The organism is Novipirellula rosea (assembly GCF_039541335.1).
In the GTDB taxonomy this organism is placed as follows: domain Bacteria; phylum Planctomycetota; class Planctomycetia; order Pirellulales; family Pirellulaceae; genus Novipirellula; species Novipirellula rosea.
The window spans coordinates 121,500-146,955 of record NZ_BAABGA010000030.1; the positions used below are offsets into that span (position 1 = coordinate 121,500).

At 55.5% G+C, this 25,456-nt stretch carries 16 protein-coding genes; 9 read left to right on the forward strand and 7 right to left on the reverse strand.

The genetic code is table 11. The features are described 5' to 3' along the window. Positions 1–13: 13 nt before the first annotated feature. Complete coding sequence (locus ABD971_RS11925) at positions 14–2,872, reverse strand: hypothetical protein (RefSeq protein ID WP_345322310.1); 2,859 nt, start codon at positions 2,870–2,872, stop codon at positions 14–16. Between the two features lie 795 nt (positions 2,873–3,667). Here ABD971_RS11925 and pilM point away from each other — a divergent pair. The 3 genes from pilM to ABD971_RS11940 all read left to right on the forward strand — a co-directional run bounded on the left by pilM (position 3,668) and on the right by ABD971_RS11940 (position 10,036). Beyond that, positions 3,668–5,824: a type IV pilus assembly protein PilM gene (pilM, locus tag ABD971_RS11930; RefSeq protein WP_339945663.1), complete on the forward strand. Its 2,157-nt coding sequence runs from the start codon at positions 3,668–3,670 to the stop codon at positions 5,822–5,824. Positions 5,825–5,950: 126 nt separating this feature from the next. Further along, entirely contained in the window at positions 5,951–7,771 is a 1,821-nt protein-coding gene (locus ABD971_RS11935; RefSeq protein WP_345322312.1) for a hypothetical protein, read from the forward strand. Between the two features lie 195 nt (positions 7,772–7,966). Continuing rightward, a complete protein-coding gene (locus ABD971_RS11940; protein ID WP_345322313.1) occupies positions 7,967–10,036 on the forward strand; it encodes a hypothetical protein in 2,070 nt (689 codons plus the stop codon). Here ABD971_RS11940 and ABD971_RS11945 read toward each other — a convergent pair. From ABD971_RS11945 to ABD971_RS11955, 3 genes are all read right to left on the reverse strand, one after another. After that, entirely contained in the window at positions 10,006–12,711 is a 2,706-nt protein-coding gene (locus tag ABD971_RS11945) for a protein kinase domain-containing protein (protein ID WP_345322314.1), read from the reverse strand. The two genes, ABD971_RS11940 and ABD971_RS11945, sit on opposite strands and share 31 nt — an antisense overlap. A 233-nt stretch (positions 12,712–12,944) precedes the next feature. Continuing rightward, positions 12,945–13,583, reverse strand: coding sequence for an ECF-type sigma factor (locus ABD971_RS11950; protein ID WP_339945655.1), 639 nt, complete (start codon positions 13,581–13,583; stop codon positions 12,945–12,947). Positions 13,584–13,792: 209 nt separating this feature from the next. Then, entirely contained in the window at positions 13,793–14,152 is a 360-nt protein-coding gene (locus ABD971_RS11955; protein ID WP_345322317.1) for a hypothetical protein, read from the reverse strand. A 459-nt stretch (positions 14,153–14,611) separates the two neighbouring features. Here ABD971_RS11955 and ABD971_RS11960 point away from each other — a divergent pair, with 459 nt between their 5' ends. Further along, the gene (locus ABD971_RS11960; protein WP_345322319.1) at positions 14,612–15,493 is read left to right on the forward strand and encodes a PP2C family protein-serine/threonine phosphatase; all 882 of its coding nucleotides are present in this window, start codon (positions 14,612–14,614) and stop codon (positions 15,491–15,493) included. 65 nt (positions 15,494–15,558) lie between these two features. On the opposite strand, the gene ABD971_RS11965 is transcribed toward ABD971_RS11960, so the two are convergent. Together ABD971_RS11965 and ABD971_RS11970 are read right to left on the reverse strand one after the other, a co-directional pair. Then, positions 15,559–16,056 carry a gamma-glutamylcyclotransferase family protein gene (locus ABD971_RS11965; RefSeq protein ID WP_345322321.1) on the reverse strand — a complete coding sequence of 166 codons (498 nt, stop codon included), beginning with the start codon at positions 16,054–16,056 and terminating at the stop codon, positions 15,559–15,561. A 10-nt stretch (positions 16,057–16,066) separates the two neighbouring features. Further along, positions 16,067–16,345 (reverse strand): FmdB family zinc ribbon protein, encoded by a 279-nt coding sequence (locus ABD971_RS11970; protein WP_345322323.1) that lies wholly within the window; start codon positions 16,343–16,345, stop codon positions 16,067–16,069. Positions 16,346–16,384: 39 nt separating this feature from the next. On the opposite strand from ABD971_RS11970, the gene ABD971_RS11975 reads away from it, so the two are divergent. Then, positions 16,385–17,056 carry an NAD(P)H-hydrate epimerase gene (locus ABD971_RS11975; protein WP_345322325.1) on the forward strand — a complete coding sequence of 224 codons (672 nt, stop codon included), beginning with the start codon at positions 16,385–16,387 and terminating at the stop codon, positions 17,054–17,056. A gap of 31 nt (positions 17,057–17,087) precedes the next feature. On the opposite strand, the gene ABD971_RS11980 is transcribed toward ABD971_RS11975, so the two are convergent. Next, positions 17,088–18,362 (reverse strand): PP2C family protein-serine/threonine phosphatase, encoded by a 1,275-nt coding sequence (locus ABD971_RS11980; RefSeq protein WP_339945644.1) that lies wholly within the window; start codon positions 18,360–18,362, stop codon positions 17,088–17,090. Between the two features lie 827 nt (positions 18,363–19,189). On the opposite strand from ABD971_RS11980, the gene ABD971_RS11985 reads away from it, so the two are divergent. From ABD971_RS11985 to ABD971_RS12000, 4 genes are all read left to right on the forward strand, one after another. After that, a complete protein-coding gene (locus ABD971_RS11985) occupies positions 19,190–20,620 on the forward strand; it encodes an aldehyde dehydrogenase family protein (protein WP_345322327.1) in 1,431 nt (476 codons plus the stop codon). Between the two features lie 89 nt (positions 20,621–20,709). Continuing rightward, the gene (locus ABD971_RS11990; RefSeq protein WP_345322329.1) at positions 20,710–22,302 is read left to right on the forward strand and encodes a phytoene desaturase family protein; all 1,593 of its coding nucleotides are present in this window, start codon (positions 20,710–20,712) and stop codon (positions 22,300–22,302) included. Between the two features lie 114 nt (positions 22,303–22,416). Continuing rightward, positions 22,417–24,828, forward strand: coding sequence for a PAS domain-containing sensor histidine kinase (locus ABD971_RS11995; protein ID WP_345322331.1), 2,412 nt, complete (start codon positions 22,417–22,419; stop codon positions 24,826–24,828). Further along, on the forward strand, positions 24,825–25,280 hold the full coding sequence (locus ABD971_RS12000) for a response regulator (RefSeq protein WP_345322333.1): 456 nt from the start codon (positions 24,825–24,827) through the stop codon (positions 25,278–25,280). Before ABD971_RS11995 ends, ABD971_RS12000 begins: the two co-directional genes overlap by 4 nt. Positions 25,281–25,456: the final 176 nt, after the last annotated feature.

The following is a 25,456-nucleotide window of genomic DNA, read 5'->3' on the forward strand; positions in this document are numbered from 1 at the left end:
ATGCATTCATCGGCTACGCATCAAATTGAACTAATACATCGACCACTTCGTGTCCCGACAAACTCAGCTTGATACGATCGTCACTGAATTCGACTCTGGGTGATTCGGATTGTTCTTGTAAGCGAATTGCCAGGGCGTCCGCATCATAGGGTCTCCGATTATCCAACCGAACCGCGGCGGTCACGTTGCGGCAGAATCGCACGGTCGTGTTGCATGTTTGGGATTGCGATTGAATCAGCCGCACCACCGCGAAAAATTTACCTTCGCGATCCTGGCTACATTCGACGTCGGCGACCAACACTGTATTTGGAGCGGCATGAATCAACCAACCGCGTGACGCATCCGGCGAAACCGTTTCCACAGCCGCTTGCAGTGGCTCGCTGACGACGCTGCGGGCGGCCAGCACGGGACTTGGCAGATCAAAACCATAGTGCATCGTGAACTGACGCTGCGTCTCGCCCTGGACTTGCAGTAGCGTATCCAAGAATCGATCCTCGACGCGGCGGTGATACGCCAATCCGGCCGACGCCACCAAGGTATGACGATCGCTTTCATCCAACAACACGCCCAGCGGAGCAACGATACGGCGGCTGGAGGTGCGGTGCATTTTGTCACGCAAGATCATACGATACGAAACCGCTTCGTTCGCGACGGCACAGCGAGCGGCAAAGTAGTGTTGCCACGGATTACCCTCGAGCTTGGCAAGCACGTCGATTTTGCCGTGAACGTCAAGCATTCGGTTACCGCGTGTGACTTGGTAATCGAGTTCAAAGGCACCGATTTTTTCGCCCGTGGGGTTGGTGAAATGACCGATCGTGCGAATCACACCTCGTTCAGCTTTGGCGACGATCGTTTTCATCTGGTCGCATACCATTTGCGAATCGTTCTCGATCGACTTCTTCTTTTTCGTCCCGGAAACGCCCACCAACCGCATCGAAAAACGATTGCCGCGTGATTGGCCGCTATAAGCACCTTTGACCCCGCCGGTTTGCGGATCGATCGCGATTTCGATGAACGCGTTTTGCAGCATGCCATCGACCGCACACAATTTTCCGCCGCCCGAGACGGCATCGCGAAGACGTTGCCCAATCGATCGACCGCGCGAACCGCCGCCTGCTTCGTTACGCGCCACCGAAAAGCCAAACGCCGGCACATCGACCGTCACCATCGACTGTTTTCCGCTGCCGGTGACCGCGTAGATGTGCTCCTCTTTGACCGCCGTGCCATCGATCGCGACCGTGTGGCGAACGGGACAAGGCGTGGGGTTGATCAAACAGAGATTCCCACCGTGTTGACTCGGTTTGAGTCCGATCGATGCCAGCATCGTCTGGTCGCATGCGTCCGCTGATCCGTTACACACTTTGCCGGATGCCAAGGCAATCATCGCCTGCAAATTGGCTTGGTTTTGATTTGCGATCGACTTTTGCGTTTGCGTCACCATCGATGAAAGTGCATTGGATTGTCCCCCGGTGACTTGCGACACCAGCGCGTTATCGGCACCGCTGGACGCCGCCCCGCTGGGATCGTGGTGATAGGGTTGTTCGCCGCTGCGAAAGTATTCCGCCAGCGTCCAGAACCGCCCCAGCACAAGACTCCATGACGCAACACGGCGAACATCTTGATAGCTGTCACTTTCGTAGCCAGGCCAATGCACGAGCAACCCCGTAGCGATTTCACCACTGTCAATCGCCTCGCCAAGTCGAGGGCCGAGGGCCAAGAAGGCGGATTCGCCCGACGCATCGATCGGTTTGGCGGTTAACGCATGAATTTCCACGCCTCCGGTGTTTCGCACGACTTTGGCTTCGTCCCCAAAGCCGCTGCCATTTTCGAAGTCGACCGAAATCATGCCATCCACGCCCAGCGACGCGATCACTTTGGTCATATCCGTGGGGGTCGTGCCGGAGTAACGTGCATAAACCGGAGGCCGCAATCCAATCTGGGTCGCCGTTGCCTCGTAGGCCTGGGCGATCGCGTTCTCGGTATCCGAATAGGTCATCGCATCCAGGCTAACGTCGCCGGCGAGCCCACCGCCGGCCCAGCCCCAATTGCCGCGGTTCAGTTGGCTGACAAGTCGGTCGAGGCCTTCGCTGTGGGAAGCCGCGATCGCGGACGCCATCGGCGCGTCGATCAGCACGTTGCGGGGTGTCGCCAGCACGCTGGTCGAAGCCGCTGCCGAACCCGACGCGTCGTCACCGCCGTCATCGTGATCGTTTTGCAACGCACTGAAGAATGCGGGGAGCGTTGATTTGGAAAGCAACGTTAAGTCGACGAGATGGGGATCGGACGAAAAATAGTGATCACGTTCCTCGGCCAACGCATCGTAGCAATCATGTAGCGCCGCGACACATTCGCCCGCGTTGCCGGCGACAAACGCGTCCGCTGCGGTGACAAGTTTGTTTTGAAAATGAATTTCATCCAAATTGCTGGTGTACCGCAGCCGCCGCGTCATGACTTGGATCTGCAGCATCGCGTACCCCAGCGCGAAAAAGTCTTCGGCTTGGATCGTCCGTTCTTCGGTTTGCAACGAACGGGGCGATTTTGACAAACCAAGCGAATCGAGCAGCTCGCGGCGATCGGCCCCCGTGATCCACTGAATCGCCTCGTTGGCTCGGCAATTCGCCTCGAAATCCGCTGGCAATTGCGAAACGCTCAGCGTCGGGACAACAATCACACGGCGACCGGCACCAAATTCCGGAGGGCTATCGGCACGGTACCAGGTAGGGGTCTGCTGCGACGCCGCCACCAACTCGGGGTGCCAGAGCACGGTCCATGCGGCCAACAAGCTGCGTGCGTCCTGTTCGCCGGCATGTTTGGGAAAATCCTCTAACGTCGATACGGGGATCAAAATACAGCACTCGTCAATGCTCGCCATAACAGACTAAATTTGAGTTGGAAGGAGGGTCGTTTTCGATACAATCCAGCTATCTTATTTGCTTTGTCGCGAATCCCTTCATCGAATCCCGCTGCAGGTGACCGCATTGGTGCGTCGGCCGCATCAGGAATGCGGCCGCAGCGGACCTAGAAGCAAGGAATCAAGGCGTAGGGAAATCGAGACGCAGGGGATCGAGGGCCCGATAGCTCGGTGGTTGTTTTTGTCTATTCTTGCCGGAACGGCCGAGTTGCGACACCGAGCCAGCTGAATTTCTTGCCCGTTCGTCGTTCGCGGAGCCTACAATCGCTACGCAGAGCGTCAGGGCCGTCAATATCCCCCCGATCGTCACGACCGGGAATCACTTCACGACCGGGAATCACGGCAGACGTTGTTTCATAGCGGTACCGTAGCAAATCGCCGCGACGGCAAATAAGAGCGGACTTGCCAGCGGGCGAAAATCAACAACTTGATTAAAATGGACAGAGGAAGCGATGGCAGGAAGGCCAATCGCATTCACAACCGGTCGTCTCGACCAAACAAACACAAGAAAACGTGCTGAAACACAGTGCAATACGGACCGCCAGCCTTTACAATACAGTCAAAATGACTCCGCTGTGGTTCTTGATCATCACATCAGCGAGTCGCTGTCGCTCCATTTTGCGCTGCGGTTTCCTGCCTGTTACGTATCGAGTCAGGTTGGAAACTGAGACGTTTTCAGAGCCGACCTCACAACTTTTCCTGCTCATCTATTCGTTGACAAACATTCTCTCTGACGCAATCCACGAGAAAGATTAAATGGCTTCAAGCTCCGGTGTATGGGGAATCGAAATCGGCCAATCAGCACTCAAAGCGCTGCGTTGTTCGATCGTGGACGACGAAGTGGTCGCGGATGCGTTTGATTTTATCGAATACCCCAAAATCCTTAGCCAACCCGAAGCGGTGCCTGAGGAATTGGTAGCGGACGCGATCAATCAATTGCTTGATCGCAACGACGGCTTCAACGAGAAGGTCGTGATCAGTGTGCCTGGCCAAACGGGTTTGGCCAAATTTTTCAAGCCACCGCCGGTAGAGCTGAAAAAGGTGGCGGACATCGTTCGCTACGAAGCACGTCAACAGATCCCGTTTGACCTTGCGGACGTCGTCTGGGATCACCAGATGATGCCGGGCAGTTTGATCGAGGAAGGCTACGCGCTTGAGAGCGAAGTCGGCTTGTTTGCGATGAAACGCGACCAGGTTTATCGCCAGCTGCAACCGTTCGTCGAAGCGGACATCGAAGTCGACCAGATCCAGCTCGCCCCGCTGGCACTTTACAACATGATTGCGTTTGACCGTCTGCATGAACGGTTGGCCAACGAAGCTTTTGACGTCGACAATCCGCCCGATTCGCTCGTGCTGCTTTCGATCGGCACCGATTCGAGTGATTTGATTATCACCAATGGTTTCCGCATCTGGCAGCGTAGTATGCCGATCGGCGGTAACCACTTTACCCGCCAATTGACCAAGGATTTGAAGCTCACCTTTGCCAAGGCCGAGCATCTGAAACGCAACGCTCGCGAAGCGGTCGATCCCAAGCTGATCTTCCAAACGATGCGTCCGGTGTTCAATGATTTGGTGACCGAGGTTCAGCGTTCGATCGGATTTTTCCGCAGCATTGACAAACAAGCCAATGTGACCGGCATGGTGGTCGCGGGTAATACGGTCAAAATGCCTGGTTTGGCAGCCTATTTGAGCAAGAACCTTGGTTTCGAAGTCGACACGCTTGATCGATTCAACCGCTTGACCGGCGACGATGTCTTGTCGATTCCGACGTTTCGCGATAACGCTCCGACCTTCGCGGTGTGTTATGGACTCTGTTTGCAAGGTCTCGATCTGGCTCAAGTGCACGCCTCGTTAGTGCCACAAGAGATTCTGACCGAGCGGATGATTCGGGCCAAGAAACCTTGGACCCTCGCCGCGCTGGCCGCGTTGTTATTGGGCATGATTGGTCACTATTTCTTGACCGAAAAGAATTGGGAAGTGACGCATCCCGATCACTGGGACGGAGCTCAAGGGGTCGTCCAACAGATGTCCAGCTATTCGAGCGAGCATAAGGGCGAAGACCAAAAACTCGAGGCCAAGCTGACGTTTCTCAATGCACTTGGCAAAGAGGTATCCGGGAATTCCGAGCGGCGATTGGTTTGGTTGGAAATGTTGCGTGTGATCAACGGCATGATTCCTCGCGAAGAGTACCCCAACGGCGTCATGCCCGAGCCCAAAAACCGCAAGCCCTTTGATGAACGCAAGGCGATACACATCACACAGGTCGAAACGAAACATTTCGAAGACCTTGCGACGTGGTATACCGAGGACGTCAAAAAGCGTTACAAGGAAGAACTGCTCAGTATTCGTAAAAACACTGGCCGCGAGGTCGACCTTGAAGAGCTCAATGCGTTGCCCGGTCCAACGGGCCCAGGTTGGGTGATTCAGTTGACCGGATACCACTACTACAACAGTCCCAAACGAATGGGTCATGAAGGTAGCAACCACGTTCGCAACTTGTTGACGACCAACTTTTTGGACAAGTCCTTCCAATTGCCTGACGAACAAGGCAACTTGATCGAATTCACGCCTCAGGAATATGGGTTGTCGTATCCGATCTTGCTGCGTGACGACAAACCGACTCAGATTCAGGTGCCCAATCCGCGGTACGATCAAGAGGAGGTGTATAAAGCTCAAACTGCGATCGCCGAGCGAAATTTCCCCGAAGGCAAAACGCTTGACGATCTTGAAGAGATCATCAATCGCCCTCCGACGCTGACCGTGCTTCGACTCGATTTTGATTTCCAGGTGCTTTGGCAACCGACGATGTTGTCGGACCGAATCGAAGCCAAGCGATTGGCCGAAGAAGAAGCCAAAGCCGCCGAGGAAGCCGCAGCCGGTACGGATGACTCCGTCGCCATGAATGCCCAATAATCAGCAGATACTGTAGTCGGTGGATCCCGTAATTCGCCGACTACAGTCGTTCGCGAATCCAGTTCGCCTCAACGGCGACTTTACCAATTCAAACTCCGTTCCGAAATCAAACCGTTAGAGTTTCCAATGGGACAACTAAAAGAACAACTTGCCGTCGTGATGCGTTACGGATTCTGGATTGGAGTCGGTTTCGTGACGATCACATCGATTGCGGTGTGGTACTTGTCAACATCAAGTCTGCAGGCGGAAGCCGATTCACAGCAGTCGAAGATCAAGAGCGCGTTTGCATCGGTCACCAGCTTGCAAGGCGAGTTATCAACGCACCCCAATGCAAAATCGCACGAGAAAATGCAGGCGTTGATCGAGACGCGTGAAGACGAAGTGCTGCAAGCTTGGACGGAAATGTACGCTCGGCAACGAGGGCTGTTGACTTGGCCACAAGAGTTGCAGCAGGACTTTGTCGACGAGTTCAAGGACTTGATCCCGATCGAACGCTACATCCCTTATCCTGCCGAGGATCTCGAGAAAGAAGCAACGCTTTTGAATCGATACCGCTATTACATCGGCTTGATTTTGCCTGAAATCGCCACCATAGCGCGTGCCGAGTGGAATGCGCAGTTTGACCCGACTTTTAATCCGTCACTCGATGACACCTCGGGGATCCGCAACCTGCTAAAGCCTCGGATCACGGTTTCCGGGACCAAGAACGAACCGCTGGTGCAGTGGAGTGCGGGTAGTCAGCAGCAACTGCTTACCGATTTGTTCCCTTGGCGCGGATCACGTCCGTCGACTTTGCAAGTCTATTACTCGCAGGAAAACGTCTGGATTCTGAAGCAGATCCTGCAAATCATTGACACCGTCAACATTGACGCCAAAGAAGCATTTGAAGCCAAGATCCGAGAAATCAAAACGATCAAAATTGGTCGTTCCGTGAACGTCAGCCCTGGATCGATCAAACAAGTTGCCTCGCAAACCGCCGGCATGGGGATGGATGGCATGGGAATGGATATGGGCATGGACATGGGCATGGGTAGCGACATGGGCATGGGTATGGATGGCATGGACGGGATGGGAGGCATGGGCGAAGCCACCGACCCCGGCGACAATCGTTATGTCGGTACCGACTATGTTCCCATCACTGGCGCGGCGCTGCGTTCGGCACTGGAAAGTGATTCGCCTGCGGATGTGAATTTGGCGGTTGCCAAACGCGTTCCCGTGATGATGGCGGTACGAATGGACCAACGGGCCGTTCCTGCACTGATTGCCGCCTGTGGAAACGCTCCGTTGATGATCGAAGTCAAACAGGTTCGATTGCTGCCAGCCGGAGCGTCGTCTGCAGCCAGCGCCGGTGGCGGAGGTGATATGGGAATGGATATGGGCGGCTCTGACGGCGGCGGAGGAGGAGGATTCGGCGCGCCGAGCGGTGGCGGTTTCGGCGGTGGTGAAAGCATGGGAATGGGCGGTATGGATGGCATGGATGGTGGCATGGGCGGCGGAGGCGTGGCGATGGCCCAAACTCCTGCGACCGAAAATCCCTACGATATTGATGTTGAGGTCTATGGACTGATCTCGATCTACAATCCTCCGGACAAAAGCAAACTCGGGGTGGATCAAGTGGACCAGGAAACGGTCGTCGAAGGTTTGGTGGGTGATAAACCCTCGACCTCCAACGAAAATCTGCCGTCTCCGGCGACCAGTGGTGCCCCCGCAACGCCGCCTGCAGCCGCACCAACGCCAGCACCAGTTGCACCGGCACCTGCATCACCTGAGCCAGTACCAGCCGAACCGGCGCCTGCTGGGCCTGGACCTGCGCCTGCTGGACCTGGGCCGGCTGTGCCTGGACCGGCGCCGGCCGAAGCGGGGCCGCCTCCGGCAGCGGTACCGCCAGCCGCCGATCCCAGCGCGGCGGCAGCGGCCAGTCCTGCGGCTGCACCGCCGCCCTCTTAGATCGAGCGATCTTCTCGTCTTAGAAATTGGCGATTGGCATCGTAAAAACTTGTGGGCCGCTTACCGGCCTTGATATATTAAAAGAATGCAGGTTTCGTTCTCGGGAAAACATAAACGCCCAAAAACGATCGCATTCAATGACTGCACCACTCTTCTCACTAAGCCATCTGCACGGGCCGTTTTCGGGGAAATGACATGGATTCAAACAAAATCAAAGACTTGGCGATCAAGCATGTCGAGAAAGTCATTTTGGCGATTTTCGCCGTCGTCTCTGCATTCCTTGTATACCAAGCGATGCAGTTGCCCGAGTTCACTCAAGAACCGACACGGCTTCGGGACGATGCGACGCGTGTGAAAAACGAGGTCGACGACGACCATACCGACGCGATCATTCCCGAACGAGAAGCTTTGGCGATTGATATTGTCGAGCGGACCAAGCGAACGATCAAACCGGTCGATATCAAGGTCGGCTACGCTCAAATCGCTCCATGGATCGAAGTCGAACGAAACGATTCGTTTAAACGACGCGACCCCGAGCTTTTTGCCCCGCTGAAACTGCAAATGAAGAGTGTGATCGGCACGATGGCCGTTCGCTCGAAAGATGGGGAGTATGAGTTGGCGAAACTCGAGCCTGCCGATCCGATTGTCGTCGAAGAAAAGAAAGAGCGTCCCCGCCGAAGTTCGCGGCGTGGGCGAGGCATGGCCGGTGATGAGGGAATGTACGGCGAAGATATGTCGGGAATGATGGGCATGGACGAAGACATGTCAGGAATGATGGGTATGGAGATGTCCGGCATGATGGGCCCCGAGGGCAGCATGGCGGGAGCCGCGGTCCGTCGATTGGATCCCAAAAACAAATTTTCACTCTACTCGGTTCCCGCAACCTTGACCGATTTCAAAACCGGTGGAGTGATGAAGCCCGTGCCGACGGTCGCTCGCTTTATAGCCGGGACGGCGGCGCTGCCGCATAAAGCGATCTATGAATCGTTCAGTAAATCGCTTGCGGATTCGTCGAACTATCGACCGGAAGACCGAGACACACCCAAGTACTGGAACTTCCAGGTGCAGCGGGCTGACGTCACCGACAAGTCGGTCGACCAACTTGCCGAAGGCGACTGGGTTGATCGCAAAGATCGCGAATTTCATATGAAGAGCGCTGCCATTCTCTGGGCCGGAACCGCACCCGAGTTGGTGCCGTTCGATTACCGCGACGATTTGCTGACCATGTGGATCCCTCCGATGTTGATGGAAGACTATTCGAGTTTTGCTTTGCACCCCATGATTCCAATGCTTACGAAACTTGAAATCAAAGCGCTTGAGAAGCCCGAAACCATCGTCGAAGATCCGTGGAAACGAATGGGAGAAGGTGGCATTTTTGAAGGCATCGATATCAAACGAACCGATGTGAATTTGAACGAGGTGGGAAGAGAAGGCGGAATGATGATGGAGAGTGGTTACCAGACGAATTCTCCATTCGGGTTTGCTGGCGTTGAAGAGGATCCGTCAAATTACAAACTGATCCGCTTTTTCGACTTTGATTACTCCTCCTTTGACAATCTTTCCCCAAAACCGGGTCGCAAATACGTTTATCGCGTTCGCGTTTCGGTGAAGGACCCTAACTTTCCCGATAACCCGCTGCTGCAACCCGCTGCCAAAACGTTGCATCCTGATGCGTACGATCGGGTGAGCGAGTTGCAAGCCAAAGCGGAAAAGAAATACGCACCCGAACGAGCAAAGGGCACTCGCAAATCGATCAGCGAATTCCGTGACTTTGAGCGTTGGACGCCTTGGAGCGAGCCAAGTGCGCCGGTATCGCTGCCCACTGAAAACACCGTGCTTGCCGGTCCAGTGGTTCCGCCATCCATCAAAATGCTGAACTTCAAAAATCGCAGCATTCCCTATGCGAAAAGTGAACCGACCGTAAAAATGGTCGTTTCTAAATTTGATGCGGCGCTAAGAACCCGTGTCCCAATGCAGATCGAAGCGACCGAAGGTACGGTGCTGAGCAAGACCGCAGAATCAACCGATGTCATCGATCCGTTGACCTTGGAAATCAAGAAGCTGCCTAACGCGAAAATCAGCAATCGCTCGACCGTGATTGCGATCGATGGTGGAAACCCGCTCGCCATCGTTAGCAGTGACGACTTGAAAGAGCCCGGCAATGTGTTGATCTTCAAGGACAACGGCGAGCTGGATGTTTCTAACGAAGTGGACGATTTGCAACCGTACCGGATCTATTCATTCGCCGACGAAAAGGGCGAATAGGTTAACGGAAGAATCTCGGCGGCGCGAGGCAATCGCTTCGCCGAGGCAAAACTTGGGTGTCCTGCCAACAACAGTGGTAACATCGGTGGCGTTGAATCGGCGAGCGTACCAAGTTCGCCATCGTCAATGCCGCCGTTGATTCGCGAATCCAAGATCGCTTGGTTCAGCTGCGTGCCAAACGGCCCATAGGGATACTTCTGAAGATCAACGGTTTGACGAGCAGCATAGTAGGTTTCCGCCGTCAGTTTCGTTCCGAAGTCGATTCCGACATGTTCGGCAGCGGCTGCGTCATAATCGCGGCTATGCTCGTACAGATCGATCAGCAAGCCGCGGGCAAGACGATTATCAGGATAAGCATTACGCAGCCGTTTGGCGTCCGCCATCGCACGCTCGGTGTTGCCAAAGAACCAATGAGCACGGGCGAGCCCGACCTTGGCAATCACAGACAATTGATTTAGTTGAGTCGCCTCGCGTAGCCGATGCAACGCTTCGGCTTGGTTGTCCCGCGTCAACTCCAGCAGCCCGAGTTGATGATGTACCTGCCAAAAATTCTGCTCGACCAAAAGCAGCTGGTTCAAGATCCTAGCGGCTTCGTCGTACCGATACAATGTTTGCCACAGCAACATTGCGTCGGCCAACCGGGCGTTCGTCAAATCAGGATCTAACTGCAACGCTTCCTCGGCTGATTCTCTAGCGGTTTGGATTAACGCGATCGAATCCTCGGTCGAGCTTTGGGCTGCCAATGTGATCGAGGTCAACGCAATGCCGCCCAGCGGGGCAGCCCAGCTTTTGTCTTGCCGATGTGCCGATTGGAAACACGACAACGCTTTTCGCAACCCTTCCGGGCTGTCGGGATCGGCTCGCCCGACACCGTCAACCAAACAGCTAAAGGATCCCGCCGTCAGCGATGAGCCTTCGTCACCGGAGGAGGTCAGCGAGCGACCGACTGCGAGCGCCAGTTCCGAAGCGAGTTGAGACTGCTGTAACAAACTTGCGCCGGCACGGGACTTAAATGTCTGACCCCACAATTGATTTCCGGTACGTGCGGACACAATCCGCAAATTGATTTCGTCCCACAGTTGTTCGCCCTCCCGGCTGGTCGTCAAATTTCCGGTCACCAGTGCGTCGACATCAAGTTCACGACCGATCGCTTGGAATTCATCACGCGTGGTCGCGACAAAGGGACGAAACGGAGTCACGTTCACGTCTTTGAGTCGGCTGAGTTCATTGACTAACAGGACGGCAATTTCGTCGCCGCGATCGATCTTCTGGTCCCCCAGCGGTTGGCCTGCTGCTAACGAGGCGAGTCGGGTCGGCTCGCCCTGCATATTGGTGAAGGATAAAACCGCCAAACTGTCGATGTCTCGTAGTGTTTCGGCATGATACTGCATCGCCAAACCACCGAGGATTCCGCCCAGTGCGCCACCGGTAACAAATTCAAAGAAGCGACGACGAACGAACACCCCGGCGCCATAGCCGTGTTCGATATGTTGACCAATGGGATCGAGTGCCTGGCCGCGGCGACGCAACCGCAGCGCGATGTCGTGGGCCGAAGCCGGACGGCTCGTAATCTCTTTGTTTAAACATTCGCTGATCAGATCAGCGAGTTCGACGTCCGAGCGTCGACGCAGTGGATCGACGTCGGGCGTCGATTCGAGCGTCGAAGCGAAGCGGGCGCTAGCGGTGGAGCCATCAAACGCGCGTTTGCCATAAAACGCTTCGAACAACAAGCAGCCGAGCGCAAAGATGTCAGCCGGAGGCCCTGCCGTCTCGCCTCGCGCCTGCTCCGGAGCCATGTAACCGGGAGTCCCCATCACAACCCCCTCGCTCGTACGCCCTCCTGGATCACCGTCGAACAAGCCTCGTTCGGATCGGGACAACCCAAAGTCAAAAAGCTTGACAGCGATTGGCTGGGCGGATGCCCCATTTTTCGCGGGGGGTCCTGCGTCCTCCTTTTGGCTGGCCGAACTACTCTGCATCACCATGATATTTTGCGGCTTCAGATCACGATGCACCACACCGGCGCGGTGGGCAACCGCCAACGCATCGGCAATCTGGGCTCCGATCTGACGGACGGTCGCCGCAGGACAAGATGTTTTGGCCAAATATTGGTCCAATGTCTCGCCTTCGAGTAATTCCATCACTGCAAAGGGATTTGAATCCGTCACCCCCACATCAAACAATTCAACGATGTTCGGGTGGCTCAATGCAGCGACCGCACGTGCCTCGCGTTCAAAGCGTTCACACAGCGAAGCCCGTTTTTTCTGATCTTGGGTCGATTTTCCAATCGACAACATCTTGATGGCAACCTTGCGATCAAGCCGAGTGTCGATCGCCTCGTACACGATCCCCATCCCCCCTTGGCCAAGGATACGGCTGATCAGGTAGGGGCCAATTTTGCGGCCGATCGACTCGGGCGAGCTCCCTGAAACCGGGATCGCGTGCGTCGTGAAAGCAAAGGCCGATCGCGCGGGATTGGTCGAATCCGCTTTGGAAATTTCGTCGCGGACCGCAATCAGTTCATTTCGCAAGATGTCGGCATGTTTTCCCGCTTTTGCTTCGACCACACTTTCGATCGAGGGCGCATTGCCATTTCGCAATGCCTGTTCGTAATCGAGACAGATCGCGTCAAGTCTGGCGAGTTCGGTTGCGGTCAAATCATTCAGATCCATCATTTTTTACTCCAGCATCACACCAGCGTTCGCAGTTTCCATTCCGCGTTGCGTTTCTCGAACAGCTCTCGTATTCACGCCAACCTGTTCTGGCGCCAGCCCTGCTTTCTTTGTTTGAAGTTACGCTATTGTCGTTTTTCCCTTGCTTATGCGTCGGGGCTTATGCGTCGGGTTGTAAAAAGTAGAACGCAACTTCAAAACGTTTGATTCAACATCTTCTTAAGCCAACATGTTCTTTAGCTGGCTTCGTCCGCTTTGGCTTCGTCGGCTTTCGCCTCGGTCCACATCCGCCGAATCAATTGCAAGCGTCGTTCGACCGCACGCTTGCTGAGCTCTAAACGTTCCGCGATCTCGTCGACGAGAAAACCGTCCATCCGCATTACGGCGATTTGGCGAAGTTGTTCATCACCTAATTGATCCAGAAGCGTTTCGCAGGCCTCGGCGAGCTCGGCTCGCACATCGGGCGAGGAATCGTCGCTGGGGACATTTCCAATTCCCACCTCACGGCCTTGTTCGTTCGGATCGATGAAAACCGATTCGCCACGGATGTTGCCTCCCCCCCGTTTTTGACGGGTGTGATGCCGTAAATGGGCGTTCACTTTGCGGGATGTCAGCGTGATGAGCAGGCCCCACAGGTTCTCGGGAGCGTGAAGATCAGGAAATTGATCACGCCGAACGCCTGCGATAAAGCTCTGAAACGCGGCGATCGCGATATCTTCTTCATCCGCGGTTCGCCGCAAATTGGGGGGCATTCGTTTCGCTGCCAAACGCACCAAACTGTGGTAATAGTCGTTCCACAACGTCTCTGTAGCCGCCTCGTCACCGATGCGGACCCGCTCGAGAAGCTCTAGAAATTCACTTCCTGATTCGTCCATACAATCAATAATAGACCGATTGGGGGTGTTATGGGAACGTGGGTTCCGATTGTTCTCCCAGATGCTAGCGACCAAACCGAGCCGCCACACCGGGGTAAACAGCCACCGCCTGCTTTGACGCGCCCTCCAAAATGTAATCTCTGTTACTACAACACCGCCGGAACGCGGGTCGTCGGCTGAGCTTCGACCGCGTTCACACTGCTCGCTGATCATTCATTCACGTTGTTTTCGGATGATGCTTCGATCCGGTCCGCCTTCACCTCGGCTTCCGCTTCGACTTGCTCGGCCAATGCCTCGCCTTCGACTTCAACGCGGTCAGCAATTCGCTCCAGCTCGGCTTGCGGCCGGTCATCACGTTGGCGAGTTTCCTCGGCCAGCATTTCAACGCCCTTGCGAGTCATCTCGGCCTTGCGATCCGCTTCACTGCGAACCCGATCGGCTTCGCGGTCACTCGGTGACCGCGAGCAGCCACCGCCGAGCGACATGCATCCCCACAGCAATAGGGGAAACAGACCCCAACGTGGTATCCGCCACGTTCCCTCTGTCATGCTCATATCGAACCACTTCATCGACGTCGCTCTTGATTGAAAATCTGGTTTGGCGTGCTACTTAGGTCCGCTGGTTTTCTGCCATCTCTCCATCAACTTCGCGACGACCGATTTAGTTAGCCGTTTTGGCGCCTGCCACGATTTCATCACCACTGAACCGAGGCTAGCGCCCAAACGGCTAACAGCGGTGATGTCGTCCTAAGTCAGTAGTCCTAAGTCAGCAGTCCTTAGTCAGTAGTCTCCTTCGTCGGTGGAGAGGTAACTGCCGGAAAGGCCGGCGGAAAAACTTCCCCCAATTATCCAATGACCACAGCAAAGGCATCAGCAAACGTTGTACCGACCCGGGAACGATCAACGCCGCACGGAACACCGTTTGCTCTTTCCCGCCAAAACCATACTGCAGAACAGATCACGTACGGTAACGAGTCACGCACTGTAGCGAGTCACACACAGTCACCGCGCACTCACAAGGAACTTTGGATGAACGGCAGCCCTTTCGACGTTTCAGGCGGCTCGGATATCGGTAGAAGGCGATCCGAAAACCAGGATCACTTTCTAATCGCGGATTTACGTCGCCAGCTGATTGTTCGCGGAACCGATGTCCCCGACGCAGCGAATCGCGAGATGTTTGGGTGTCAAGAAGGCAACCTGCTTGTGATCGCCGACGGCATGGGCGGTCATCGCGACGGTGAACGCGCCAGTCGTACGGCGATTGAAGCGACCGCCCAATATGTATTGGACATGATGCATTGGTTTTTGAAGTTATGTTCCGACGATGAACAAGACTTTATCGACGAGCTGTCGCAATCGCTGACATCGGTCCAGCGTAAAATCTGGTCCGTCGGCGAGGGCATCCATCGCCGTATGGGAACGACCGTCACGATGGCCTACTTGCTCGGATCACGTATGTACGTGGTACACGCCGGCGACAGCCGTTGCTACCTGCTCCGCGACCAAAAACTGAAACAATTGACCACTGACCACACCGTCGCTCAGCAATTGATCGACGCCGGGGCACTACGCGAATCCGACGCGGCTATCGAGCAGTGGCGACATGTGCTGTGGAACTGTGTCGGTGGTGGCAACCAAGAAGTTCGGCCCGAAGCGGTCCGCTGCACCCTGCGAACTGGTGACGTGCTACTGTTGTGCAGTGACGGACTAACCGGGATGGTCGATGACGATCGCATCGCGGCGATTTTGAAGGACAACGAGAACAGCCAAACCTGCGTTGCCAAACTGATCGAAGCGGCAAATGCCGAAGGGGGTGAAGACAATATTTCTGCAATTGTCTGTCGCATCAATCACATCGAAGAGAGCTGCGACACCGACCCCGCGGCGGAGCTCGATACGACGACCGGCTAGCGTTTTTGAGTAGCGGAGCGGCGAGCGCCCGCTCTGCCTAATCCGCTCCGCCTAGTTTGAACGTTTCATTCGCTGCAACGAGACACGTTGCGACGTGCCGACAATCGAGTCGATGGCATCACACTCGCGATCATCGCGTGATATTCGAGCGGCAAGCCGTGCTCGATCGCTCCGTTGATCACATGGCTGTGATACCAGTCGGCGGGGACAAGCGAGTTGTCGATACGATCGGCGATCGCTTGATACAGAAACGTGGTGACCGTGCGACTCGCAACTTGCACCTCGACTGTCGCATGTTCGTAGCCTACCCCGAGTGACTCGCAACGATCGAGGTTCTCTTTTTCGCTGAGCAGCGTTTCGTAGATGACTCCCCACAAGATGTCGTCATCATCTTTGGTCGCAAACGCGTTCGCTTTGCCGGTTCCGTCCATACCGCGTTTGTGAAACAGTAGTTTTCGTCCGCGAACGAACCCGACGCCCCTGACCATCGCACTAGGGCATCGCGCGCGAAGCCGCGAAGTAGACATGTTGGAACCATACGCAAAATGATGAAACGTTTGCATCACACTCTCGTTACATTTGGCAGCCGCCGCCACAGCAGCGTGGTGCACCACATGCTTCGCCGCCGCCCGCCATTGGCAATGACGCACCACTGCGGACCGTCGGAGCCGCAGTCACGCTTAATTGCCGTTCCATCTTCTTATTGCCACAATGAGGGCATTCAGCAACTTCGTCTTCACGACGCAATAATACTTCGACCACCTGATTGCAGGGTTTACATTCGTATTCGTAGAGGGGCATCGTCTTGTAGAATCCCGATAGGTAAGTGTTCTTTGCATCGATTATAGACAAACCGACTCATTTTCCGCAAAACATGTTTGGCCCTCCACGATGAAAATTAAATCTCTTAGCCGTGAACAAATCCGATCGGTCGACCAGCAAGCGATCGAGAACTATGGGATGTCCGGATTGGTATTGATGGAAAATGCAGGTCGGGGGGCGGCCGAGGTGATCCAGCGAAATGCCGCCACCGGCCGCGTCGTGATCCTGTGTGGCAAAGGAAACAATGGCGGCGACGGCTACGTGATTGCGCGTCATTTGGACTTGATGCAGCGCCAAGTGCGAGTGGTTTCGGTCGTCGAGCTTGACGCCTTGTCAGGTGATGCCGCCGCCAACGCGGCGATTGCCCAAAAGGCTGAACTTGACGTGCAAGTCGCCACTACTGCCGAAGTGATGGAATCCCATTTACACGATTGCGAGGTGATCGTCGATTGTCTGCTCGGTACCGGAGCGACGGGGCCGCTACGAGGAATTTACGCCGACGCCGTCAAAATCGCCAACCAAACCAAGGCGACTCGAATTGCCATCGATGTGCCGACGGGAATGGATGTCGACAGCGGCGAAGCGGACCCTCATACCTTCCAAGCGGAATTGACGATCACGTTTGTCGCCCCGAAAATTGGCTTCGAGTTTGAAGGGACGCAATCGCGATTGGGCGATATTGAAGTCGTCCCGATCGGAGTGCCGCGAAAACTGCTACGTCAATGGGCATCCGAAGCGTGAGGGGATGCGTTGGATCGTTCTGCGAAAACCGTTATCGTTCAATGTCGGTTTCATTCGCGGCGCGATTATTTAGTTCTCGCAGTTGATGCATCGTTTCAATGATCGCTTCGGCCTGCAAGCGAATAGCCCGCTTGAACTGCCCCGCTTCGACAGACGCATTGCCTTGTTTTTGCAGTTTGTCGATTTTGCCCCAATCCATCAACCAATTTCGTTGCGAAGCGGCGGTGCGAAGTTCTTCTACCGTTTCACCCAACCGATCATAGATCTCTTTGTTGGGTTTAGCTTGATAGCGGCGATAAGGGCCCTTGCCGCCCGGCGTTTTCGCCAGCGGCCGCGTCTTGTGCTTCGGTTTGCTCTGCAGATATTGTGCGACACAGAAACCCGCAGCGATCACTCCGAGGATAAACGCGATTATCATCGGTCCCAATGCTTTGCTGACCGGCGTCTGCAGCACGGTCATCGCGAGGCCCAGCCCTAACGCACCGAGAAAACAAATCACAGCCGTCCCAATCAACAGCGGTGAGACTGCCGCCGGTTCCTGTTTTCGTGAGTGCCGTTTCGATTGAGACGGCTTTCCAATGATTTCCGCGAAATCCTCTCCCACACGAACGATAATGACGGTCGAGTTATCCGGGCCGCCTCGAAGGTTGGCCAAATCGACCAAAACTCGCGTTGCTAAATCCTCGGGCAAACAATCCATCAGCGTCGCGATTTCTTCGTCTTCGACTTGACCGGATAAACCGTCGCTGCAGAGCAGGAATTGGTCCCGCGATTGAATTTCAAAAGGCCCTTCCAAATCGACTTCAACATTGGCGTTTGGCCCGAGCGAACGCGTGATCACGTTTTTAGGGATCGATTGTCCTAACACGCTGTCGGGATGAATTTGCCCGCTCGCTTCCATCTCCCAAACCAACGAATGATCGAACGTCAATTGTTCGAGCACTCCGTCGCGTAATCGATAGGCTCGCGAATCCCCGACGTGCGCGATGACCGCTCCGACAGGCAGAATCGCCAAACTGCTGGCGGTGGTGCCCATATTGTGAAATTCGGGATTCTGCTGGCCACGCCGATGAATTTCCGCGTTGGATTCTCGCACGGCAATCCGCAGCGCTTCGGACGAATCCTCTTCGGTCGAGCGAAAATATTGCATTGCAATGTGCTCGGTCGCCAATCGGCTGGCCAATTCCCCAGCGGCATGAGCCCCCATCCCATCGGCGACCACAAACAGATGCCCGCGATGATGAAACCGCTCGGGGCTGCCCGCCATCAGCACCGCCATCGAATCTTGATTATTCGCGCGACGCATACCGACATCCGTCAGTTGCGAATAATGAATACCAGGCTTCCAAGATTCCGACACAGATAGTTGACTCGCGTCGAGGTGGTTCACAGTCATACAGGCCTATATTGTAACCCTCGCGTCATTGCGAGGGTCTCGACGACCCTCCGTTTTTTCAGTCCCAAGAACAAAAACGGTCCGGTCGTCTCGTTTAACCGTTCATTTCTAAACAAGGCGGATACGCGGTGTCTTCCACGTGGTGGCGAAATCCGCCCAAATGCGAAACCGCCTTCTTGCAGCCACGCTTCACCCGCTAACCCGATCCGCCGTCCAAAATCGGTAGCGAACTCGCCCAGTGGTCCACAGTGTATCGGTTCGATACTCTTGCATGTACTCCCCATCAAAAACGAATGTCGCCTGCGGCATAGTGCGGCCATTCGCCAGTGCACCACAGCACCGATCCGACAGTCCATCGGTCCGACAATCCATCGGTCCGACAAGGCACCGATCCGACAGTCCGCCGATCAGACCGCTTCCTTTTGTTCGCAAAGCTTCGGATTTGGGTAAGTTTCCCTCCACTGTCTTGACCGTAATTCGATGTTCATCGAAACAATGCCGTCGATCGGTGGCGGGTAAGGCGATCGGCGGCGGGTAAAACCTCGGAAACAGTCCGGGTGGCTTCCCGGCGGACTAGAATTTTGTCATCCTCGCTTCCGCCCTCACTGCAACCGAGTCACGAAACCAAAATTGAGATCGATTCGCACCAAGACAATTGGGGGGGGCAGCCTAGGCATCCTTTTCCATTGACCGAGACAGATACGACTTCCGTAGCGACACCGACGAAGGCAGCTCGAGTGCAAAACAGGCCTGCGAAACCGTGGATCGAGTTGACAATCCGTCAACGTTGTAAAACGGTGGCCGCCACCCGATTTTCGATCGCTCGTCATGTCGAAGACTTCACGCGACTGTGTGCAAGCGAACAACGCACCGATCCGCTCGAAACCGTCACTGCCGAGTTGTTTCCACTCTGCGATGCGCTGCACTATTTGGGCCGCAAAGGCGCCGCGATCTTGCGGGCTCGCCAGCTCGGCGTCGTCGGACGTCCGTTTTGGATGTGGGGAGTCCACAGTGTGGTGCAGCGCGCCCCGCATGGCACCGTACTGATCCTCGGGACGTGGAACTATCCCTTGTTTTTGGTCGGAGTTCAAGTCGCGCAGGCTCTGGCGGCTGGCAACCGTGTGCGACTGAAACCGGCCGCAGGCTGCGAAGCATTGACCCGCAGGCTCGTCCAATGTTTTTACGACGCAGGCGTCCCCGCCGATGCGTTGGTGCAACTCGATTCGTCGGTTGATTCCGCGCGACAAGCTCTGGCCACTACGTCGACGGCTTGCGGTGGCGATCGAATCGACCTTGTCGTGTTGACCGGATCGGCGAACACCGGACGCAAGATACTCGAGCAAACAGCGAACTCGTTGACTCCGGCCATCATGGAGCTAAGCGGATGTGATGCCGTCGTCGTGCTGCCCGCTGCCCCTGTCACGCGAGTTTGTGAATTCGTGAAATTCGGTCTGACGCTCAACAGCGGAGCAACCTGTATCGGTCCTCGGCGTTTGTTTGTCGAGGATTCGCCGATCGCCGACCAGCTCGTAAAAGGTCTTTGCCAACAGCTGGCCGCCATCAACACGCCATTTGCGATTCATCCGGCCGCACGCGATGGAGTGATTCAAACGATTACGAATTCGATCGCTGGCGGCGCAATCGACGCTACGTCATGTTTCGACGCCGAGATGTTGGCATCCTCGGGCAGGATGAACGCGTTGGTGCTGGACCGCGTCTGTGTTGATGACGCGATTGCATCGGCCGATCTGTTTGCTCCCGTGATCAGCGTCATTCGGTTGGCAAACATCCAAGACGCTGTCGCTGCGATCAATGGAAACCGCTATCGTTTGGCGGCATCGGTGTTTGGTCCCGATCGCGACGCGGTGGCGATGGCGAGTCAATTGGACGTGGGCTCGGTCGCGATCAACGACTTGATCGCGCCAACGGCGGACCCCCGCGTACCGTTTGGTGGACGGGGAAATAGCGGCTTTGGCGTGACTCGCGGCGACGAAGGCTTGTTGGCGATGACGGTGCCGAAGGTAACCAGCCGGCGCCGTGGCCGTTTTGCCTTGCACCTGCTGCCGCGAAACGACGCGACACGCAAAAAGATGCCCATCGTGCTGCAACTACTAAATGCCAAAGGGATCTCGGATCGTTGGCGAGCGCTGCGTCGCCTGATCTCCTGATCCCGTTGGCGCATCCAAAACGGCTCCCCAAAAAACGCCCCCACTGCCTTGCCCCTCTACTGAAACCTTTCTCGAAGAATCAAGCAACCATGAGTGTCACAAAGAAACCCGCGTGCAAAGTGATTGTCATTGGTGGCGGATTGGCGGGACTCGGCTCGGCGTGTGTGTTGGCCGCACGCGGACATTCGGTCACTTTGCTGGAAAAGAATGACTGGCTCGGTGGCAAGGCCGCGGAGCTTAGCGAGCAGGGCTATCGGTTTGATATGGGACCGACGATTGTGACGCTGCCCAGTGTGCTGCGTCGCATCTTCGCCGAAGCCGGCCGCGACATGGAGGATTATCTTTGCATGGTTCCACTGGATCCTCAGTGGCGTTGTTTTTTCGAAAAGGATAATACCGCCGATCAAACCGTGCTCGATTTGGTAGCCAACGTCGATTCGATGGTGGCCAACATCGACCAATTTACCGGTTCGCCGTCGGATGGTGCAGGTTACCGCAAATTCATGTCGATCAGCGAAAAGCTGCATGGCGTTTCCGATCGCTTCTTTTTCTGGCGTAGCGTCGGCGGGTTGCGAGATACGATGCAAGTCGGCGGAGCATTCTCGGCCGCCGTGTTGAGCGATGTGATGGCGTTGCGAATGGGCAAAAGTGTGGCGTCGGTGGTTCGACAACATGTCAGTGACACCCGTGTGGCGCAAATGATGGACCACTTTACGCAGTACGTAGGATCCTCGCCGTACGCGTCCCCCGCGGTGCTCTGCGGAATCGCGCACATGCAGACCGACGAGGGCATCTGGTATCCGATCGGAGGCACACGGGCAGTGCCCGAAGCTCTGACAAAATTGGCCGAAGAATTGGGAGTCACCTTTCGCACCGGAACCGACGTGATGCGAATCACCACCGCCTCGTCACACGCGGCCGGATCGACTCGAGTCACCGGCGTGGTGACCGCCAGCGGTGAAACAATCGAATGTGACGCGATTGTTAGTAATTGCGATGCGGTGCGAACCTATCGTGAACTGCTGGACGGCACCGCGGAATCGGCAAGGTTTGACAAATCCCGTTCCCACGAACCGGCCTGCAGCGGTGTCGTGTTGTATCTGGGACTAAATCGTCGTTATTCGCAGTTGCTGCATCACAATTTTGTCTTTTCGCGTGATCCTGAACAAGAGTTCGACTTTATCTACAACAAAGGCGAACCGGCACCGGATCCATCGGCCTATGTCTGTGCTCCGGCGATCAGCGAACCGAGTGTGGCGCCGCCCGGTTGCGAGGCGTTGTACGTTTTGGTGCATACGCCTTACTTGCGTCCAAATCATAATTGGCACGCGATGTTGCCAGCGTACCGCGAGACGATTTTGGACAAATTGGAATCGGCCGCGGGGATGAGCGGACTTCGCGACGCAATCGTCTACGAATCGGCGCTGACTCCCGAGGACATTCACCATCGCTATCGCGTGCTCAACGGCGCGATTTACGGATTGGCCAGCCACGGAAAATACTTGGGCGCGTTCAAACCGGCGAACCGCCGCCGCGATATCGCGGGCTTGTACTTGGCTGGCGGCGCGGCACACCCTGGGCCGGGAATGCCGATGGTGTTGATGAGTGGTTGGATTGCAGCCGATTCGCTGGACGCGGATTCGCCACACCAAAACGTTGGTGCGACGGTAAATCCTCGCTAAAGCCGACTCGAAAAAACAGCAAGGAAACGGAGGGGACGTCCAACCCGCCAGCCGAGAATGGGTTAAAATTTAGCGACGGACGCTGCCTTATCCCTTTTCGAACACGCTGAACGTTTGAACGCCACTAATTCCAATCATCGTGGACTCGTCATCGCTGCGGCTGTTGCGACGGCTGTCTTTCTAATTGACTGTAATGTCGAGCAAAATACCGCCGTCAGCGTGCTTTACATCGTTGCCGTCTGGATCGCCTACGCAACTCACCGCCGAAACGATGTCTTGATCGCCGCCGTCGTCTGCAGTCTGCTGACGCCGCTGGGATGGTACCTCTCGCCCGGAGACGGAGATTGGACCGAGGCGATTTGGAATCGCATTCTATCGCTGCTGGCGATCTGGATTACCGCTGGTCTCTGCTCGCGAGCGCTGTCGTTGGACGCGCAACGCAATACCAGCAATTTGCTCGGCGAACATTTGCAGCAGGAATTGAAATCCGAGCACAGCCGTTTCACGGAGGTCCAAGAACGTTGCCAATTGACCATTGATGCCGCTCTGGATGCGGTGATCATGTTCAACGATCGCAGCCAGATCACTGAATGGAACAAACAAGCCGAGCACACGTTCGGTTGGACACGCCAGGAGGCATTGGGGCAATCGTTAGCGGAGTTGATTATTCCCGAACGCTTCCGAGCAGAGCATCTTCGTCGTCTGCAACATTTTGACCAAACCGGCACCGCCACGATCAAGAATCAACGCGTGGAAATGTCCGGTATACGCCGCAATGGGGAAGAGTTTCCGATCGAATTGAGCATGATCGTGCTCCGCTGCACCGACGGCAACCAATACAGTGCCTTTATCCGCGACATCACCGATCACAAAGCGACGCTCGAGGAGCTGCAAAAACGTGACCAGCAAATCACAACACTCCTGAATTCGACCGCCGAAGGCATCTACGGTATCGATCTGCAGGGGCGATGCACGTTTGCCAACACGACTTGCGCCCGCTTGCTTGGTTACGAGACACCGGAAGAATTGTTTGGAGCCAATATGCACCAATTGATTCACCACACCCGCACCGACGGCACGCCGTATCCCCAATCCGATTGCCGGATCTACAAAGCGTTTCGCAATAGCGAGAGTGTGCACGTAGACGACGAGCACTTTTGGCGAAAGGACGGCAGCTCGTTTTCGGTTGAATATTGGTCCTATCCGGTCCATGTCGAAGGCACGCTGGGCGGATCAGTGGTGACATTCGTCGATACATCGGATCGGAAACGACGCGAACACCTACAAACCAAAATGTACGAGGAGCTCGAAGACCGAGTCGCACTGCACGATCAAGAGCTTGTTGCGATGCGAGACCGTTTGGATTTGGCGCTCGAAGGCGCCAATGTGGGATTGTGGGACTGGGATGCCGTCACCAACGAAGTCTACTTTTCCAAGACTGCCAAGACGCAATTGGGCTATGATCCGGAGATGCCTTGGACCAATTTTCGCGACTGGGAAGCTCGACTTCATCCGGATGACCACGACGAAGCGCTGCAGTGCGTCAAGAAATACTTTGCCGAACGGGGCGATGTGTACCAATCGACGTTTCGCCTACGCTGCGAAAATGGCACCTATCGCTGGATTCTGTCCCAAGGGCACGGCGAATTTGACGAATCGGGAAACCCTATCCGATTGATCGGCGTGCATATTGACATCCACGAACAGATCGAAAACGAAAAGATTCTCGAGTGGCTCAACGGCGAACTGTCACGGACCGTCGATGCGTTGCATTCAAGCAACATTGATTTGCAGCAATTTGCCTACGTCGCCTCTCACGACCTTCAGACTCCGCTGCGAGCCATCGCTAACTTTGCCCAGTTCTTGCAAGACGATTATGCAGGAAAATTCGACGCTACCGCGGACGACTATCTGCAGCGGATTGTGCAGGGAGCTCACCGGATGCAGCAGTTGATTCGTGATCTGTTGGGCTATTCTCGCGTCGAATCCCGAGCGGCCCCCTTCCAACCAACGTCTCTGAATGATGCGTTCGACGACGCCCTTGAGATGTTAAGTTCCTCGATTGCCGAAACGGGGGCTCGCGTGACACGTGATGATTTGCCTACGATTCAGGCCGATAAGTCGCAAATGGCTCAACTGTTGACCAATTTGATTGGCAACGCCGTCAAGTACCACGGCGACGAACCGCCCGAGGTGCACGTGTGGGCCGAAACCAGCGACGAATTTCACACCCTTTTCGTGCAAGACAACGGCATCGGTATCAGCCCGCAGCACCACGAACGCGTGTTTGAAATTTTTCGTCGCTTACACACTCAAACCGCTTACCCCGGTACCGGAATTGGATTGGCCGTTTGCCGCCGTATCGTCAACCGCCATGGCGGAGAAATTTCAGTAAAATCGCAAGAAGCCAAAGGAAGTACGTTCGTGTTTACGATCCCGGTAAACCATTCTCCGATTGACCAATTCGACGCCGAGAGTCCCGATGCGATCAGCATCGGACACGACAACGCAATGGGGGACACATGAAAATCGCCGATAGTGGTCGACCGGCCGAAGTGCTGTTGGTCGAAGACAACGAAGACGATGTGATCATCACGCGACGTGGCTTCAACAAGTCGGATCTGCCGGTAAATCTTCATCGCGTCGAGAATGGTGAAGAGTGCATGCAGTTCCTGCGGAAATCAGGTCCCTATGTCGATGCCCCCACCCCCGATTTGATCCTGCTAGATCTGAATATGCCGGTCAAAGATGGCCGCGAAGTGTTAGCGGAAATCGTCGCCGACGAACAACTTCGCCGCCTCGCCGTCGTCGTGCTGACCACATCCGAGTCGGACCAAGACCTGTTGACGATGTACGACTTGCGATGCAGTTCGTACATCTTGAAACCGGTCGACTTCAAACAATTCCAACAGGTGATCAAGTATATCGGCGAATACTGGTTCACCATCGTGGTCCTGCCCAACGGCAGATCAAATTAAGATCCGTCCGCCATCGTGGGATTGCGTTCCAGGGCCGTCAGTCACCGCACGCCATTGATCGAGTTTGGTAGCGGTGCGGCGCAAGCCGCCCGGTCAAAATCGAACGTTTTACTCGCTGCAACCGGACGGCTTGCGCCGTGCCGCTACCAATGTAGATGGCGTTGCCCGCGGCACAG

Excerpts from the sequence above, each read along its gene's own strand:
- ABD971_RS11925 (WP_345322310.1), bottom strand. The coding sequence starts at position 2,872 with ATGGCGAGCATTGACGAGTGCTGTATTTTGATCCCCGTATCGACGTTA.
- pilM (WP_339945663.1), top strand. The coding sequence starts at position 3,668 with ATGGCTTCAAGCTCCGGTGTATGGGGAATCGAAATCGGCCAATCAGCA.
- ABD971_RS11935 (WP_345322312.1), top strand. The coding sequence starts at position 5,951 with ATGGGACAACTAAAAGAACAACTTGCCGTCGTGATGCGTTACGGATTC.
- ABD971_RS11940 (WP_345322313.1), top strand. The coding sequence starts at position 7,967 with ATGGATTCAAACAAAATCAAAGACTTGGCGATCAAGCATGTCGAGAAA.
- ABD971_RS11945 (WP_345322314.1), bottom strand. The coding sequence starts at position 12,711 with ATGATGGATCTGAATGATTTGACCGCAACCGAACTCGCCAGACTTGAC.
- ABD971_RS11950 (WP_339945655.1), bottom strand. The coding sequence starts at position 13,583 with ATGGACGAATCAGGAAGTGAATTTCTAGAGCTTCTCGAGCGGGTCCGC.
- ABD971_RS11955 (WP_345322317.1), bottom strand. The coding sequence starts at position 14,152 with ATGAAGTGGTTCGATATGAGCATGACAGAGGGAACGTGGCGGATACCA.
- ABD971_RS11960 (WP_345322319.1), top strand. The coding sequence starts at position 14,612 with ATGAACGGCAGCCCTTTCGACGTTTCAGGCGGCTCGGATATCGGTAGA.
- ABD971_RS11965 (WP_345322321.1), bottom strand. The coding sequence starts at position 16,056 with ATGCAAACGTTTCATCATTTTGCGTATGGTTCCAACATGTCTACTTCG.
- ABD971_RS11975 (WP_345322325.1), top strand. The coding sequence starts at position 16,385 with ATGAAAATTAAATCTCTTAGCCGTGAACAAATCCGATCGGTCGACCAG.
- ABD971_RS11980 (WP_339945644.1), bottom strand. The coding sequence starts at position 18,362 with ATGCGTCGCGCGAATAATCAAGATTCGATGGCGGTGCTGATGGCGGGC.
- ABD971_RS11990 (WP_345322329.1), top strand. The coding sequence starts at position 20,710 with ATGAGTGTCACAAAGAAACCCGCGTGCAAAGTGATTGTCATTGGTGGC.
- ABD971_RS12000 (WP_345322333.1), top strand. The coding sequence starts at position 24,825 with ATGAAAATCGCCGATAGTGGTCGACCGGCCGAAGTGCTGTTGGTCGAA.